Annotated in this window: 15 protein-coding genes, 1 tRNA gene, 1 other RNA gene and 1 other annotated feature; of the genes, 4 read left to right on the forward strand and 13 right to left on the reverse strand. The window is 40.0% G+C overall.

Annotated elements, in window-relative coordinates:
* Nucleotides 1-27 precede the first annotated feature (27 nt).
* From SFC47_RS25545 to tadA, 7 genes are all read right to left on the reverse strand, one after another.
* On the reverse strand, nt 28-291 hold the full coding sequence (locus SFC47_RS25545) for a pro-sigmaK processing inhibitor BofA family protein (RefSeq protein WP_411257348.1): 264 nt from the start codon (nt 289-291) through the stop codon (nt 28-30).
* An 84-nt stretch (nt 292-375) separates the two neighbouring features.
* Nucleotides 376-594, reverse strand: coding sequence for a YaaL family protein (locus SFC47_RS25550; RefSeq protein WP_411257349.1), 219 nt, complete (start codon nt 592-594; stop codon nt 376-378).
* 58 nt (nt 595-652) lie between these two features.
* On the reverse strand, nt 653-1,249 hold the full coding sequence (recR, locus tag SFC47_RS25555; protein WP_411257350.1) for a recombination mediator RecR: 597 nt from the start codon (nt 1,247-1,249) through the stop codon (nt 653-655).
* A 69-nt stretch (nt 1,250-1,318) separates the two neighbouring features.
* A complete protein-coding gene (locus SFC47_RS25560) occupies nt 1,319-1,636 on the reverse strand; it encodes a YbaB/EbfC family nucleoid-associated protein (protein ID WP_045519285.1) in 318 nt (105 codons plus the stop codon).
* A gap of 22 nt (nt 1,637-1,658) precedes the next feature.
* On the reverse strand, nt 1,659-3,347 hold the full coding sequence (gene dnaX / locus SFC47_RS25565) for a DNA polymerase III subunit gamma/tau (protein ID WP_411257351.1): 1,689 nt from the start codon (nt 3,345-3,347) through the stop codon (nt 1,659-1,661).
* Between the two features lie 136 nt (nt 3,348-3,483).
* An RNA gene (ffs, locus tag SFC47_RS25570) (signal recognition particle sRNA large type) lies at nt 3,484-3,749 on the reverse strand.
* Nucleotides 3,750-3,817: 68 nt separating this feature from the next.
* Complete coding sequence (gene tadA, locus SFC47_RS25575; protein WP_411257360.1) at nt 3,818-4,330, reverse strand: tRNA adenosine(34) deaminase TadA; 513 nt, start codon at nt 4,328-4,330, stop codon at nt 3,818-3,820.
* Between the two features lie 133 nt (nt 4,331-4,463).
* On the opposite strand from tadA, the gene SFC47_RS25580 reads away from it, so the two are divergent.
* The 3 genes from SFC47_RS25580 to SFC47_RS25590 all read left to right on the forward strand — a co-directional run bounded on the left by SFC47_RS25580 (nt 4,464) and on the right by SFC47_RS25590 (nt 7,320).
* Nucleotides 4,464-5,750, forward strand: coding sequence for a glycosyl hydrolase family 18 protein (locus tag SFC47_RS25580; RefSeq protein ID WP_411257352.1), 1,287 nt, complete (start codon nt 4,464-4,466; stop codon nt 5,748-5,750).
* A gap of 210 nt (nt 5,751-5,960) precedes the next feature.
* Nucleotides 5,961-6,608 carry a deoxynucleoside kinase gene (locus SFC47_RS25585; protein WP_411257353.1) on the forward strand — a complete coding sequence of 216 codons (648 nt, stop codon included), beginning with the start codon at nt 5,961-5,963 and terminating at the stop codon, nt 6,606-6,608.
* 16 nt (nt 6,609-6,624) lie between these two features.
* On the forward strand, nt 6,625-7,320 hold the full coding sequence (locus SFC47_RS25590; protein ID WP_411257354.1) for a deoxynucleoside kinase: 696 nt from the start codon (nt 6,625-6,627) through the stop codon (nt 7,318-7,320).
* A 464-nt stretch (nt 7,321-7,784) separates the two neighbouring features.
* Here the strand turns inward: SFC47_RS25590 and SFC47_RS25595 are convergent.
* The 6 genes from SFC47_RS25595 to guaB all read right to left on the reverse strand — a co-directional run bounded on the left by SFC47_RS25595 (nt 7,785) and on the right by guaB (nt 14,175).
* Nucleotides 7,785-7,877: transfer RNA gene (locus SFC47_RS25595), tRNA-Ser, on the reverse strand.
* A 68-nt stretch (nt 7,878-7,945) separates the two neighbouring features.
* On the reverse strand, nt 7,946-9,229 hold the full coding sequence (gene serS, locus SFC47_RS25600; RefSeq protein ID WP_411257355.1) for a serine--tRNA ligase: 1,284 nt from the start codon (nt 9,227-9,229) through the stop codon (nt 7,946-7,948).
* A gap of 53 nt (nt 9,230-9,282) precedes the next feature.
* Nucleotides 9,283-9,505 (reverse strand) — a binding site (T-box leader).
* A 51-nt stretch (nt 9,506-9,556) separates the two neighbouring features.
* On the reverse strand, nt 9,557-10,144 hold the full coding sequence (pdxT, locus tag SFC47_RS25605) for a pyridoxal 5'-phosphate synthase glutaminase subunit PdxT (RefSeq protein WP_411257356.1): 588 nt from the start codon (nt 10,142-10,144) through the stop codon (nt 9,557-9,559).
* Nucleotides 10,144-11,025: a pyridoxal 5'-phosphate synthase lyase subunit PdxS gene (gene pdxS, locus SFC47_RS25610; protein WP_411257357.1), complete on the reverse strand. Its 882-nt coding sequence runs from the start codon at nt 11,023-11,025 to the stop codon at nt 10,144-10,146. The genes pdxT and pdxS overlap by 1 nt, the downstream gene beginning before the upstream one ends.
* A 172-nt stretch (nt 11,026-11,197) precedes the next feature.
* Nucleotides 11,198-12,532 carry a D-alanyl-D-alanine carboxypeptidase family protein gene (locus SFC47_RS25615; protein ID WP_411257361.1) on the reverse strand — a complete coding sequence of 445 codons (1,335 nt, stop codon included), beginning with the start codon at nt 12,530-12,532 and terminating at the stop codon, nt 11,198-11,200.
* 176 nt (nt 12,533-12,708) lie between these two features.
* Complete coding sequence (gene guaB, locus SFC47_RS25620) at nt 12,709-14,175, reverse strand: IMP dehydrogenase (RefSeq protein WP_411257358.1); 1,467 nt, start codon at nt 14,173-14,175, stop codon at nt 12,709-12,711.
* A gap of 106 nt (nt 14,176-14,281) precedes the next feature.
* Between guaB and SFC47_RS25625 the strand changes: the two genes are divergently transcribed.
* On the forward strand, nt 14,282-15,223 hold the full coding sequence (locus tag SFC47_RS25625) for a YaaC family protein (RefSeq protein ID WP_411257359.1): 942 nt from the start codon (nt 14,282-14,284) through the stop codon (nt 15,221-15,223).
* The last annotated feature ends 604 nt before the right edge of the window (nt 15,224-15,827 follow it).

Consider the following 15,827-nt stretch of genomic DNA (forward strand, 5'->3'; position numbering starts at 1 on the left):
CCGCTGTTTTCAGCGGTCATTTTTAGATTAGATGATAAACTTCTGAATGGCAGCCAGTGCTACTAATCCTGGAATTCCAAGAAATCCAGATACAGCAGATGTTGCAAAATTAATAGGGACATGTATACCAAAACTATTACCCGCTGTATTTAAAAAGAATAATAGCAGAGCTCCAATTAATAATTTAACAACAGCTTGACCAATAAATCTCGCCGGTTTAAAAGGTGCCCCGGAAAACAAAAGAATAAGTATAAGCCCGCCTAATATTGAGATGACTATAATAGGTTCCAAAAAAGCTATCCCCCTTCAACTCTTTTTATAACAACATATGTACAAGTTGTTATAATTAGACCTTGAATAAGAATAGCTTCATCATCATCTTCTGATGCTTACATTTCTATCTTTTGCTATCTTTAATAGAAAGAAGTACTTTGCTTGGGCGATTTTTGTCTGACAAATCGCTTCCTCTGAAGGATCAAAACTTTTTTCTAATAATTGTTTTTGCTCTTGCCAATGTTCTTTATACTCCTGTAACTGAGTTAAGAGTTTCTCATCAAACTCTTTACGCAGCCATCCTTTACGTTGAAAAAACATCGTTATTCCCCCGGTACTTGTCTAGCTGTAAGCGCTCCTGCCGCGCCTTAGATTATAGTTAAATTTCTCTTCTTCCCTCGAGAGCCTTAGATAATGTAACTTCGTCCGCGTATTCTAGGTCTCCTCCTACAGGAAGTCCGTGTGCAATCCTTGTAATTTTAATGCCTGATGGTTTAAGCAAACGTGAAATATACATAGCCGTCGCTTCTCCCTCGATATTCGGATTGGTTGCCAGGATTACTTCCTGTACAGATTCATCATGAAGACGCTTTAAGAGGTCAGGAATATTAATATCCTCTGGACCTATTCCATCCATAGGTGAAATCGCACCGTGCAGGACATGATATTTCCCATTAAATTCTTTCATCTTTTCCATTGCAATGACATCCTTTGGATCTTGAACAACACAAATTATACTTTTATCCCGGCGTTGGTCCTCACATATATAGCATGGGTCCTGATCTGTAATGTGACCACATACAGAACAATAAGATAAATTTCTTTTGGCATTTACTAGTGCTTTCGCAAAATCCAGCACAGTATCTTCCTTCATACTCAATACATAAAAGGCCAACCGGCCCGCCGTTTTGGGTCCGATACCAGGCAGCTTCATGAAACTGTCAATCAACTTAGAAATTGGTTCTGGATAGTGCATTTGTTATTATTCCTCTCCTAGAAAAGCATATGCGCCTATAGAAAGGCGCATACACACAGATCTTATGAATTAAAATGGAAGATTCATTCCCTTTGTAAATTGGCCCATTGTATTGTTTGTGAGCTCTTCAACCTTCTTTAGTGCATCGTTTGTGGCTGCCAACACAAGATCTTGAAGCATTTCGATGTCGTCCGGATCAACAGCTTCCGGTTTGATTTGAACGTCTACCACTTCTTTATGACCGGTTACAATGACAGTTACCATACCTCCGCCAGCTGTTCCTTCAATCTTTTGTTGTCCTAATTCTTCCTGTGCCTCTGCCATTTTCTTTTGCATTTTTTGCATTTGCTTCATCATATTTTGCATATTACCCATTCCACCACGCATAAATAAGTCACCCTCCATTTAATTAATCAATTATTTCTACAAATTCAGCACCGAACAAATTTTTGGCCTCCGCAATATGCGGCTCTTCTTCTGGTTTAGAATCGAGTAATTCTCCTTCAACTTGGTGCTGCATACTTAAAAAGTTTTCCCGAATTGAAACCCAGTGCTCTTCTGGCACCCCAAGAACGAGATACTTATTTCCTGTTAGTTCTTGAAGAGCAAGTGTAATTGTCTCGACAAAACGGTTATTATCCATTGCCATTTGACAATGAATTTCATGCTTGAATTTTAAAATAAAAGCGCTGGCCGAAGCCGCAACAGGCTCAGCTTCATTCAATAAAGCAGCGTGAGATTTCATTAATCGTCCTCTCATTTCAGCCCATTTGCTTTTAATTTGATTTAAATCATTTTTTGTTGCACTCTTTAATACTTCATTTATTCTGCCTACAGCAGGCTGGAACCCTTTTCTTGAACTTCTTTGCGCAGGCTTTTGTGCTGTCTCACGAGCTGTTTCTTGAACAACAGCAGGCCCATTCGCTTTTAATTGATGAAGTTCATTCTCAAGCTGTTCTATCTTGGCAAGGAGCTGAGACATTTGTCCAGCAGGCATTTGTTCATGCTGTTTTTCCTCTGTTTGACACAGCTTAACGATTGCAACTTCTAAAAAGATTCTTGGGTGATTGGTCCATCGCATATCCTGCTGCGTTTTATTTAACAATTCAATGAGCTGATATATCTGGTCATACGAAACAGACTCAGCAATTTGACGGAACTCCTCATCCAGCAAGACTCTATCTAGTGACTCTTCAAGATTTGGTGCTGTTTTATATAACAGCATATCTCGGTAGTATAAGATATAATCTTCTATAAATCTTGATGGATCCTTACCATGAAATAATAATTCCTCTAAGGCTTCTAAACCGCTGGCTACATCCTTTTCCAGAACGGACCTCGCAAGCTTGTTTAAGAATCCTTGGGATACAGATCCAGTTACCGTTAGAGCATCTTCAACTGTTACTCTTTCCTGGCTAAAGGAAATAGCTTGGTCTAGGAGACTTAGGGCATCACGCATACCGCCTTCAGCTGCTCTTGCAATCATTTTTAATGCATCCTCTTCGCAATTAACTCCTGTTTCTTCAACGATCAACTTCATTCGATTTACAATGGATTGTGCTGTGATCCGTCTAAAATCAAATCGCTGGCACCTGGAAATAATGGTTAGAGGTATTTTATGCGGCTCAGTCGTGGCTAATATGAAGATAACATGCTGCGGCGGCTCTTCCAGCGTTTTTAATAGCGCATTAAAAGCACTAATCGACAACATATGCACTTCATCAATAATATAGACCTTATAGCGAACGGAGGTCGGTGCAAACTTTACCTTATCTAGAACATCCCGCATTTCTTCTACTCTGGAGTTAGAAGCTGCGTCAAATTCGAGCACATCAGATATCGTTCCATTTGTAATCCCCTTGCAGGCAGCACATTCATTGCAGGGTTCAGAGACAGGTGCTTGTTCACAGTTTACTGCTTTAGCCAAGATTTTTGCAGCACTTGTTTTACCAGTTCCTCGCGGCCCATTAAATAAATAGGCATGGGAAATTTTTTGTTGAAGCAGGGCATTTTGCAATGTTTTCGTTACATGTTCTTGTCCTACTACATCAATAAATTGCTGAGGACGCCAAACACGATATAAAGCTTGATAAGCCATAAAACATCGCCCCCTTCAAAATTTCTATCCCATCCATTATAACTTATCCCATTTCACTTTTTCAATTTTTCTAAGAGAATACAAAAAAACTCATCTCGTCAATGAGATGAGTTTTTTTAAATTATTATCAACTTTGCCGTGCACCTTCCGTCGACTTCGCACCCATAGGCGCTGCTTAAGCAGTTAGCTCGACCCAGGCAACCCTGCGGCACATGGGAGCGTCCACTTAATGCTGCTTCCTTCCGGACCTGACATGGTTCATGGATTCCCATTGCGCAGGACCCGGGTGTCAACACCACTTACTTAAGGCGGACCCTACAGGATACCAGCCTCGGGAAGGGATTCAGCCTCGCTAGAGCGGATTGCGAGTACAGGGCACCGCTACCTCCCCGCCTAGCACGGCAAAGTTGATAATATTTTTAGGCGCCTTATCTGACGCCTTCTTAGTATACTAACTTTAAATAAAAAAATCAATCTTTATCAATTGTAATTTCCTGTAAATGTTGTTTTTTTACTATTTTCCTTTGTTCCCTCAGCCTTCGGAAGAAGTCAGTTAGCAGCTGGCCGCACTCTGCTTGAAGTACACCGCTTGTGACTTCACTTTGGTGATTGAACCTTTCATCCTGCAGGAGATTCATAAACGTGCCTGCACATCCTCCTTTTGGGTCGGATGCACCATATACTACCCTTTTTACCCTCGATAGGATAATAGCCCCTGAACACATTGCACATGGCTCAAGGGTGACATATAGATGGGCATTTTCCAGCCGCCAAGAACCTGTCTCTTTACATGCTTGTTCAATTGCCAGCAGCTCTGCATGAGCAACCGCACTTTGTCTCGTTTCACGCAGATTATGTGCTCGGGAAATAATCTTTCCATCCATAACGATAATGGCTCCAATAGGCACCTCTAGTAACCCCTCCGCCTTCTTCGCTTCCTTAATGGCTTCTTTCATATAATATTCATCCGTAAATTGTTCAATTGTCATGGAGTTTACCGCCTTATACTTTCTTCAAATGTTTCTTTAACGACATTGATATTTTTTCCATTATATCATGATTTAAATCTTTCACTCATAGAATAGAGGTAGCGTTGTCGCTTAGGAGGGGAAGAATATGCAAATTCATGTGGTGAAGAGAAACGAGACATTAACGACTATCGCAAGGGCATACAACACGACAGTTAATGATATTGTGGAAGCAAATGACATCCCTAATCCAAATACTCTTGTCGTCGGTCAAGCGATGGTAATTCCGATCGTTGGCGGTTTTTATTATGTGCAGCCAGGAGACAGTCTTTGGTCAATTGGTCAAAAAACAGGTGTACCTTATCAACAAATTGCCTCAGTAAATCGTATTTCATTAAACCAACAGCTCTATGTCGGCTTTCGTCTTTATATTCCACAGAGACCAAAAAGGAGAGGTGAATTTAACGCCTATGTCGAACCTCGAGGCACTAGTGTCTCACCTATCCTAGAACAAAGCGCACGAGATGCTGCACCCTATTTAACCTACCTGGCCCCGTTCAGCTTTCAAGCACTTCGCGATGGGGGTTTAAAAGAGCCCTTGTTAAATCAATTTCCAGCCATTGCGCGCGCTAACCGAAATGTTTTAATGATGGTTATAACGAACCAAGAAAATGATCAATTTAGTAATGAATTGGGTCGAATATTACTTAATGATATTCCCATCCAAGACAGATTCTTAAATAATATAGTTGCCACTGCAAAGAAGTATGGGTTTAGAGATATTCATTTTGATTTTGAATTTTTACGTCCGGCAGACCGTGAAGCCTATAATACATTTTTGCGAAAAGCAAAAGCACGGTTTCAAAGAGAAGGCTGGCTCTTGTCAACGGCACTAGCACCGAAAACTAGTGCAACACAACAAGGAGAATGGTATGAAGCACATGATTATCGGGCTCATGGGCAAATAGTTGATTTTGTCGTTATTATGACCTATGAATGGGGATATAGCGGCGGCCCAGCCATGGCTGTATCCCCCATCGATCAAGTACGAAAAGTGCTGGAATATGCGATAACCGAAATGCCGCCAAATAAAATTATGATGGGACAGAATTTATATGGGTACGATTGGACACTGCCTTTTGTTCAAGGTTCTGTAGCAAAGGCAATAAGCCCTCAGCAGGCGATTGAAATTGCAGCCAGACACAATGTTGCGATTCAGTACGATACAAAAGCCCAGGCACCGTTCTTCCGGTACACTGCTGAAGATGGTAAGCAGCACGAAGTTTGGTTTGAGGATGCTCGTTCCATCCAAGCTAAGTTTGATTTAGTAAAAGAATTAAACCTTAGAGGAATGAGTTACTGGAAGCTTGGCTTAGCTTTTCCGCAAAATTGGCTGTTAATTGTTGAAAATTTTAATGTGGTCAAAAGAAGTTAATAGTATTTTTTAACATAAACTGCCGCGATTCGGCAGTTTTTTCATATAATCGACATTTATATTTCTTCTTCTATAATTTCCATATCCCTTCCTGCGCCAGATTATGATAATATATTATTTGTGCCTTTATAGAACACTGAAAAAGTACTACCGGTATTTTTGCTGGTTAAACATAGAAATTGCAGGCAGTTGGAGAAGGAGGATCAGAAAATGGGGTATACTCCCTTTATAACCGTTGAAGGGCCGATTGGTGTAGGAAAGACATCTCTCGCAAAAGCCATTTCAGATCAGTTTAATTTTGCACTATTAAAAGAAATCGTTGATGAAAATCCATTTTTGGGGAAGTTTTATGAGAATATTGAGGAATGGAGTTTCCAAACGGAAATGTTTTTTCTCTGCAATCGGTATAAGCAATTAGGGGATATAAATACCCACTTCTTAAGTAAAGAAAAGGCTGTTGTAGCAGATTACAATATCTTAAAGAATTTAATTTTTGCACAGCGGACTTTAAACTCCGATGAATATCAAAAATACTATAAAATATATCAGCTCCTAACAGAAGATATGCCAAAGCCCAATGTCATTATCTATCTCAATGCGAGTTTAGATACTCTTCTAAAGCGAATTAAAATAAGAGGACGTGAAGTAGAGAAAAATATCAGTCCCTTATATTTAGAGCAGCTATCCATTGACTACGAACAAACGATAACGAGCTTTGAACAAGCACACCCAGAAATTCCTGTTCTACGCTTTAATGGTGATGAATTAGACTTTGTGAAAAATGAAGATGATTTAAAATTTATTATTGAAAAACTTATAAGCTCATTGAAGAAAAGCAGCACGACAAACACAGTATGAGAATTGGGGGATGTAAGTGAGTATCGTTATTGGTGGTATGATTGGTCTTGGGAAAACAAGTGTAGCTGATACATTAAATGCACATTTTCAAAAACAAGGGATTGAGAGTAAAGTTTTTTATGAGGCAGTAGATGATAATCCAATTCTTCCTCTTTATTACGAGTTAACACCTGAAGAATTAGATGCAAGAAGGATCCCTTTTCTATTGCAATTGTTTTTCTTAAATAAACGCTTTAAAACGGTAAAGGAGTGCGTAAGCTGGAGAGAACCTATTTACACGATTCAAGATCGTTCTATTTATGAAGATTGGTATTTTGCTTATGTTAACAAAAATCTAGGCAGAATATCTGAACTTGAATTTAAAATATATGAAGACTTAGTTGAAAATATGATGGAAGAGTTAAATGAACTTCCTAAAAAGGCTCCTGATTTAATGGTCTATTTGAAAGGCTCCTTCGATACGGTAATTGACCGTATTATGGCCCGCGGCAGAAGCTTCGAAATTAATCCTGAACTTAAGGAATATTACTTTGAAGTTTGGAAGGGTTATGACGATTGGGTTATCAAGAATTATAATGCTAGTGATGTCTTGATTATTGATATGGACAATACCGATGTTGTTAAGAGACCTGAGGATGCAATAAGAGTATGTCGTGAAGTGGATGAGCGATTAAAGGAAATTTTAAATATCACAAAGGCACATATTGGTTAACTTCCTAATCAGTGCTTTCATAATAAAAGATACAAGTACTGACGTGTGCATTGGCATACGTCTTTTTTTTTGATTGATGGAGCATCTTGGATTAAGAGGGTCGGCATTTATTTGATGGGGGATCAAGTAGGCAGTTGAGCGGATACGATAAATAGACGGAGGAAATCCGCTTATAGAGTAATTTTTATTAAAAAGGGCTGAAATAGACGGAGAGATTCCGCTTATTTACCCCGGAGACGCGAAAATGGGGAATTTTTCTTTGCATAAGCGGAAATCCTCCCCTTATTTCTCCCGATACTAACTCCATTTTTCATTTAACCGGAAAATCTCCGTTTATTATACTCCTGCTGGTTACTCAATTTTAAGTCATGACATCCTTATTGAAAAAGAACATAAAAAAAATCCGCCCAATTGCTTGGGACGGACTTTATCTCCAGTTTTATGCGCGATTATTAAAAAATTAATGGCGGAGGAAGAGGGATTCGAACCCCCGCGCGGTTTAACCCGCCTGTCGGTTTTCAAGACCGATCCCTTCAGCCGGACTTGGGTATTCCTCCGTATCGACAAGAGATAGAATATCACATTCATACAATCTCTGTCAACACCATATTAAATTAATTTATTTCTATTTCTCTGGCACAATGACATCCTTATTCCCCATATATGGACGCAGCACTTTCGGAATGACCACACTGCCATCCTCTTGCTGGTAATTCTCTAGTATAGCAGCGACTGTTCTTCCAATTGCAAGGCCAGATCCATTTAGGGTATGGACATGCTCCGGTTTTGCCTTAAGGTCACGGCGGAAACGAATATTAGCACGGCGTGCCTGGAAAGCTTCAAAGTTACTGCAAGAAGAAATCTCGCGGTATGTTCCATAACTCGGAATCCAGACCTCAATATCGTACTTCTTGGCGGCCGTAAAGCCTAAATCACCTGTACACATGCTTAACACGCGGTAAGGAAGCTCAAGCAATTGAAGAACACGCTCGGCATCACTAGTCAGTTTCTCAAGCTCTTCATAAGAATCCTCTGGTTTAACAAACTTCACAAGTTCTACCTTATTAAACTGATGCTGGCGAATTAATCCCCGTGTATCACGCCCCGCTGAACCAGCCTCAGAACGGAAGCAGGCACTGTATGCCGCAAAGCGGATTGGAAGCTCATCACCGCTTAATATTTCGTCACGATGTAGATTGGTGACAGGCACCTCAGCAGTTGGAATTAAGAAGTAATCTTCACTTTCAATTAAAAAAGCATCCTCTTCGAACTTTGGCAGCTGTCCTGTACCTGTCATGCTTGCACGGTTAACCATGTAAGGCGGTAAAATTTCTTTGTAGCCATGCTCATCCACATGAAGGTCAAGCATAAAGTTCATAAGTGCACGCTCTAGACGAGCCCCAAGCCCTTTATAAAAAACAAAGCGGCTGCCGGTAACTTTGCCCGCGCGTTCAAAGTCGAGAATTCCTAAGTGGTCTGCAACGTCCCAGTGCGGCTTCGCTTCAAATTCAAAATCGCGGACATGTCCCCATTTTCTAATTTCAACGTTTTCATCCTCTGATTCGCCAATTGGGACACTTTCATGAGGAATGTTAGGAATACTCATTAACAGAAAATCAAGTGTTTCTTCGACACTGCGGAGCTCCTCATCCAATACTTTAATTCTGTCACCCACCTCACGCATTTCTGCAATAAGATGATCAGCATCGGCTTTTTCGCGCTTCAGTGCTGCTACCTGCTGAGAAACCTCATTACGTTTGCTCTTTAACTGTTCAGCCTCGACAATTAAATCACGTCTACGCTGATCTAAATCCTCAAATTTACCGAGGTCTGTAAGGTCCTCTCCACGATGTTGAAGTTTTTCTTTTACTTCTGCAAAGTTTGCTCGTAACAATTTAATATCCAGCATACTTATCAAACTCCTTAAAAATTAAAATAAATACAAAAAACTCCCGTCCCAAAAACAGGGACGAGAGTTACCCGCGTTACCACCCTGGTTGACAGCTATTAGTCTGTCCACCTTGAAAAAATTTAACGGTTTTTACCGAAAGTACTTACTAACCCAAATAGGGTGTTCCATACCTTGCTCGAGGATGGATTCACAAGCTTCATACACCGATTCACACCAGCCACCGGCTCTCTTTTGAATGAACTGCCTGCTACTAATTCCTCTCATTGCTTTACCAATATTTCGTTATTAAAAATTTACTATAATTATCCACCAAATGCAATCAAATTATACCAATTGTTTTGCTTTAGCTTCCTTTACCATTTCAACAAAGTATGCCGTAATGTCATGATTATCCGTTAATTCAGGATGGAATGAACATCCAAGGAACTGGCCTTCACGTGCGGCCACAATACGGTCATTATGCTTTGAAAGGATTTCCACCTCGGGACCAGCTTCAACGATGTGCGGTGCTCGGATAAAGACCGCTGGGAAGCTGTCCGCCACATCCTTGAACGCGAGGTCTGCCTCGAAGCTATCCACTTGGCGGCCAAATGAGTTACGTTCGACTGTAATGTCCATCACACCGATATGAGGCTCATGGCCAACAAGGTTTTTGGCTAGAAGGATTAAGCCTGCACAAGTACCAAACATTGGTTTACCTTCTGCAGCAAATTCCTTAAGTGCATCCATAAAATCATACTTATCAATCAATCGGCGCATCGCAGTGCTTTCACCGCCTGGAAGAATCAGGCCGTCAACTTCTTTCAACTGTTCAACCCTCTTAATAGCGATGCCTTCTGCACCACATGCCTCTATAGAGCGAATATGTTCACGAACAGCTCCCTGCAGGGCAAGTACTCCTACTTTAACCATTACCAGCCACGTTCCTGCATGCGATTTTCAGGAGACAATGATGAAATTTCAATTCCCTTCATTGGAGCTCCAAGTTCTTTAGAAAGCTCAGCAATTAATTTGTAGTCTTGGTAATGTGTTGTAGCTTCTACAATAGCTTTTGCAAACTTTGCTGGGTTCTCTGATTTAAATATACCTGAACCTACGAAAACTCCGTCTGCACCTAACTGCATCATCAATGCTGCATCAGCAGGTGTTGCAACACCGCCTGCTGCAAAGTTAACTACTGGAAGGCGGCCAAGGCGCTTGATTTCAAGAAGCAGCTCAAATGGGGCTCCTAATAGCTTTGCTTCTGTCATAAGCTCATCTTCATTCATTCCTACTACTTTACGAACTTGTCCATTTACCTTACGCATATGGCGAACTGCTTCAACGATATTACCTGTTCCAGGCTCACCCTTTGTACGAAGCATAGACGCTCCTTCACCAATCCTGCGGGCAGCTTCACCAAGGTCACGGCAGCCGCAAACAAATGGAACAGTGAAATCACCCTTATATAAATGATACTCTTCATCAGCAGGAGTTAATACTTCACTCTCGTCAATATAGTCAACACCCATTGCTTCAAGCACACGAGCTTCTACAATATGGCCAATTCTTGCCTTCGCCATTACAGGGATTGATACCGCATTGAGTACCTCTTCAATAATTCTAGGGTCAGCCATTCTCGCAACGCCGCCAGCTGCACGAATGTCAGATGGGACACGCTCTAGAGCCATGACCGCAACCGCACCAGCCTCTTCAGCAATTCTTGCCTGCTCTGCATTTACAACATCCATAATGACGCCGCCCTTTTGCATTTCGGCCATTCCGCGTTTAACTCGATCTGTACCTGTTTTCATGAAAAATCCCCCTTGTAAGTTCTACTTTTATAAATATTGCAAAAAATTTACGTATAAATTTAGGAAATATTGTTAATTCATTCGGAATTAGATTGTTTCCATAAAATCATTAAAGCAACAAAAAAGGACTCCTGTCAAGACAAGAATCCTTTTGTTATATATTTCCTATTATTTAAAGCCAGCCTTTAACCGTGGAAGAAATGCCTCCCCAAAGATCGCCAAAGAATCCGCCGACTCCTCTCATCATTAGAACGAACCAATTCGCCTTTTCAACATCTTCTGCTGCAATCACATCAACGGTAATATTGCTTTGTCCTTGTTCTGTTATGAACCCTAAACTTTCAGCCTCTTTAGGCTGAATCGACAAAGTTCCAACCTTTTCACCCTTTTTAATAGGTGCAGTAAGCTCGCCTTGTTTATTAACTTTCTTTTTATCGAGCGTTAATACGGTTTTGAAATTATCCTTTTCCCCGTTCTTTACGACCATATTAACGGCATCTTTTGTATGAATCTTAACTTGATTCTCCTTACCCTTGATTACTGGTAAAGTCTTTTTACCTTTAACTTGAAAATTCTTTGGAATAATTTCTTCTTTTTTAAAGTTATTAAAAGCAAAATCAAGAATCTTTCTTGTTTCCTTGAAACGTTCAGTTTGAGAAGCTGTATTCATCACTACTGATATAAACCGCTGCCCATCTCTAATGGCTGTTCCAGTGAAGTTATAACCTGCAAAAGGAGTAGATCCTGTTTTTAAACCATCCAGACCCTCATAAACAAATTGTTGATAATTTGGGTAATCTGCCGCAAGTTCTTCGTATCCTTCTAACATCCAATTCCAGTTGTCCATTACAAATTCATCTTCCGTACCCTCTGCAAACTTCTTTTCAGGTATACTGGATGTTTTAAGAACCTCTGGGAAGTCATGTAATAAATGGGATGCTAAGGCCGCAACGTCCTTTGCCGACATAATGTTTTCCTCATCAGGGTCACCCACTATTTCAGTAAAGTGCTTTAGGACATCACGATTATTTAAACCTGAAGAGTTAACAAATTTATACGTTTTAAGACCAAGCTCAGCTGCCTTTTTATTCATCATTTCTACAAATTTTGCTTCTGAACCCCCAACAATTTCAGCAATGGCCATTGTAGCAGCATTAGCAGATTCAATTGCCATAGCTGCATACAGGTCTTCAACCTTATACTTTGCTTCCACACGCAAAAAGACATTACTTAAACTATTGTCATGAGACATTTTAGAAAGTTCAGGAGAAACAACATACTCTTGGTCCCACTTCACTTTTCCTTCTTTTACCGCTTCTAAAAGTAAGTACTCTGTCATCATTTTCGTCATACTCGCAATTCCAAGCGCAGTTTCAGAATTCTTCTCGTACAAGACCATGCCCGTATCTGCATCAACTAATATAGCTCCAGATGCATTAACATCTAATCCCACAGTTTCTGCCTCTGCTTTATTTATGCCTCCAAAAAGGCTAAAAATCATGATCATTGCCAAGAAACTGGCGGAAAATTTCCGATAAAAAAGTCTGTTCACAATAATACCCTCCAACGATTTAATACACTTTGGTTATTTTAACATAACTGAGTTTCAAATCATAGACAGAGGATTGGACTATCTTTTTACAAAAAAAAGACAAAGGAGCTTTTGACTCCTCTGTCTTTTTATTATGATAATGAATAGTTCGGTGCTTCTTTAGTAATCTGAACATCGTGAGGATGGCTTTCTCTAAGTCCAGCCCCTGTCATTTTAATAAATTGAGCATTATTTCTTAACTCTTCTAGGTCCTTCGTTCCACAATAGCCCATTCCTGAACGTAAGCCCCCAATTAGCTGGTAGATTGTCTCAGCTAATGGCCCTTTATATGGGAGGCGGCCTTCGATTCCTTCAGGAACAAACTTCTTGTTATCCTCTTGGAAATAACGATCCTTTGAACCCTTTTCCATTGCAGCTACAGATCCCATACCACGATAAACCTTAAAGCGTCGGCCTTGGAAAATTTCTGTCTCTCCAGGACTTTCCGTTACCCCTGCAAGCATGCTGCCCAGCATAACCGCATGACCGCCTGCTGCGAGTGCCTTTACGATATCACCTGAGTATTTAATACCGCCGTCTGCAATAATCGTCTTGCCATATTTTCTTGCCTCCGTTGCACAATCATAAACAGCTGTAATTTGCGGTACACCTACACCCGCTACGACACGAGTTGTACAAATAGAACCAGGTCCAATTCCTACTTTTACAACATCCGCACCTGCTTCTATCAACGCGGCTGTAGCTTCTCCTGTTGCCACATTTCCCGCAACAATTGTTAAATCCGGATATTGTCCTCTTATTTCCTTAACAATATCAAGAACACCCTTTGAGTGGCCATGAGCAGTATCTACCACAATAACATCAACATTTGCCTTTACCAGCTTTTCAATCCGGAGCATGGTATCCTTTGTTACCCCGACGGCTGCACCCGCCAATAACCGTCCCTGATTATCTTTTGCTGAGTTCGGGAACTCAATTACCTTTTCAATATCCTTAATCGTAATTAACCCTTTCAGCACACCTTGGTCGTCTACAAGCGGAAGCTTTTCTATTTTATATTTTTGAAGAATCTTTTCTGCCTCTTTTAATGTGGTTCCTACTGGAGCAGTTACAAGATTTTCTTTTGTCATTACATCTGAAATCTTAAAAGAGTAATCCTGAATGAAACGCAAGTCACGATTGGTAATAATCCCAACTAACTTCTGCTCATCAAGATTATTCACAATTGGTACTCCTGAAATTCGGTATTTGCCCATCAAATGCTCAGCATCGTATACCTGATGCTCTGGGGTTAAGTAAAACGGGTCGGTAATAACACCACTCTCAGACCTTTTTACTTTTTCAACCTGTTCAGCCTGCTGCTCAATGGTCATATTTTTATGGATAATACCTAATCCACCCTGGCGAGCCATTGAAATTGCCATTTCTGCTTCTGTTACAGTATCCATTCCTGCACTAATAATTGGAATGTTCAACTTCACTTTAGGCGATAACTCAACTTGAAGATTTACATCACGCGGCAGTACCTCTGATTTACCAGGAATTAATAAGACATCGTCAAACGTTAAACCTTCTTTAGCAAATTTACTCTCCCACATTTTTTAGGCCTCCAGGAAAAAATTTTTTAATTGTAGGTTATCAATTGGACAAAATACTGTCAAGGAGAACGATTTAGTCTAATTTTTCTGAAAAAGGTGATTACCATTGGCAACAGACTATAATGGCTGGAAAAGCTATGCAAGTTTCTTTTCTGCAGAACACTGTCAGATCTATTTAAAAAACCATTATAAAAAGTGGAATATTGATAATCCAGAACAAAAAAGCTATGAAAATTGCTATGCTTTTCTTTATTATCTCGAGCATGGGCAGATTTATTATCAACAGGCAGAAAATGCGCCGCTTATTCTAAAACCCATTCTTCTCTTTTACGGTCTTGTCCATTTAATAAAAGCATGTATTTTAACAATTGACCCGGCCTATCCGGAAACAACATCTGTTTTAGCACATGGAGTATCTACTAGGAAGAGGAAGAAACAAAATTATCAGTTCTTCCACGATGAAGTAAAATTTCAAAAAAACGGTCTTTTTCCTTTTATGTCAGAAAAAATGTTCGATATGAAACAATTAGAAGGGGATAAAATAACGATGGAAGAGCTGTTAGAGCTTATTCCAGAATTGGATGACTTATTTATGGTGCATGAATCAAAAAGCATTTTTACCCCCATAGATACTCAGAATGGACAATTAGCAGTACCAGAAAAAGTCCTGGATCACTATCATATGACTGAGGATCGTTTGAAGGAATTTCTCACCACTAAATCAGGAAATCAAATTGAGTTTTTAAATGAAGGACTCTTGTTTCATTTCAACAAGAGTACGTTTACGGGAATATCACCCGTTAAATATAATTTAGAAACTAGTTCGTTTGTACTGCCGCTTAAGAAGGAAAATTTATTTATTTTTCCAGAGTTGATAGTTCATTACCTCTTACTTTATAACTTAAGTATGATTGCGAGATATGAAACGGAGTGGTGGAGCGAGTTAACGAAAATGATGCCGAATCGGGATTATCCTTTTATTAAAACATTTCTTGAGATTACGCTTTATAAAGGGCCGTTTTTGATTTATGAGTATTTGATGAATTAGGATTTTAAGAAAATTTGTTTCTTGGGAATGGGTTTGGATTATTCTTATCCTTTCTTTCCCAACAGCTCGCGGTTCGCGGTTCGCCGTACGGGGGGCACGAGTTGATTGGATTCGTGACTGTTCTCACTGTAATTGCAGCCGTACGGTAACGAATAGTGGCTAATCGTTACCGTTTTCTTAAAGACTAGCGTATCACGGGCACGATTCTCCGAAAATTGTTACCTTTTTTCTTAAAACTATGGCTGCAAGGGGACAATTCTCAAAGTATTGTTACCCTTTTCTCTAAAGGTGTGACCGCACGGGCTCAATTCTCCTCATTTAACAACCCTAGAAGCAAAACCCAATTCGGGTTGTGCTTCTAGGGTTGGAGGATGGGTAAGGTCTAGGCTTTTGATTACCTTAAACATAAGAAAGTTAAGTTTGAGTGAGTTTAAAGGCAGTTTTAGTTACCTTATTGATTAATAATAAGACCTAAGGGAAGAAAAAAGGTATTTTGGTTCCCTCTACTCCTTAATAAACCGATCCTGAGGAATCAAAGGATTTTTTTGCAGCACTGTCCTTTTAGACGACAAAAAAAAGCACAACCCAAATCAGGTTGTGCTTC

Source organism: Neobacillus niacini, assembly GCF_046591715.1.
Lineage (GTDB): Bacteria > Bacillota > Bacilli > Bacillales > Cytobacillaceae > Neobacillus > Neobacillus niacini_L.